General features: G+C 47.5%; 1 protein-coding gene. It reads left to right on the forward strand.

Annotated features, from left to right (window positions below):
* Positions 1-23: 23 nt before the first annotated feature.
* On the forward strand, positions 24-1002 hold a 979-nt coding region (locus J7359_RS19820), incomplete at its 3' end, for an IS110 family transposase (protein WP_209060002.1).

Genomic DNA, 1002 nt, shown 5'->3' on the forward strand with positions numbered 1-1002 from the left:
GGATTAACCGGAGCGAACCACCCATGACTATTTCAGTACTTGGTATCGATATTGGCAAGAACAACTTTCACCTGTTTGGTGTTGATGAGCAAGGCAGCAAAGTCATCAGAAAGAAGTTGTCCAGGAAGAACCTGCTGGAGTTCGTGGCAAATCTAGAGCCATGCATTATCGCTATGGAAGCTTGTGGTGGTGCTCATTATCTGGCTCGGTTATTCAAGAACTATGGGCATACTGTCAAGCTGATTTCACCTCAATTTGTTAAGCCTTATGTCAAAACCAACAAGAACGACTACAACGATGCTGAAGCGATTGCTGAAGCAGCTTCACGGCCCAGCATGCGTTTTGTACCTGTTAAAACCTCAGAGCAGCAGGCCTGGCAACTTCTGCACCGCTATCGCCAACAAACGGTTGATCAGAGAACTGCACTGGTTAACCAGATCCGGGGTTCACTATTGGAAGAAGGCATTGTGGTTGCCCAAGGTATCGGTAAAGTTCGTGCACAGCTTCCACGCATTCTGGAAGATGCTGAAAATGGACTCCATTCGCTGACTCGTGAGCTGCTGCATGGTTTATCAGAAGAGTTGGTCAGACTTGACAAGCGTATTCAAGAGTATGACCAGAAAATTCAGGAACTGGCTGAGAGCGACGACGTATGTCGACTAATAATGACTATGCCGGGTATCGGAGCCATTACTGCCACAGCATTGAAGGCAGCCATTGGTGATGCGACATATTTTAAATCTGGTCGACACCTTGCTGCATGGATGGGATTAGTTCCAAGACAGCACTCCACGGGCGGTAGGTCAGTCCTGCTGGGCATCAGTAAACGGGGTGATAAATACCTTCGCACATTACTGATACACGGCGCACGTTCGGTACTCCACTGTCTCAAAAATAAGGATGACCGCTGTAAAAAATGGGTTAGTCAGCTTAATGAACGCAGTAATCACAACGTTGCTGCTGTCGGTCTGGCTAATAAAATGGCTCGGATTGTCTGGGTCA

Origin of the sequence: Paracoccus sp. R12_2, assembly GCF_017744015.1 — a bacterium.
Taxonomy (GTDB): Bacteria; Pseudomonadota; Alphaproteobacteria; order Rhodobacterales; family Rhodobacteraceae; genus Paracoccus.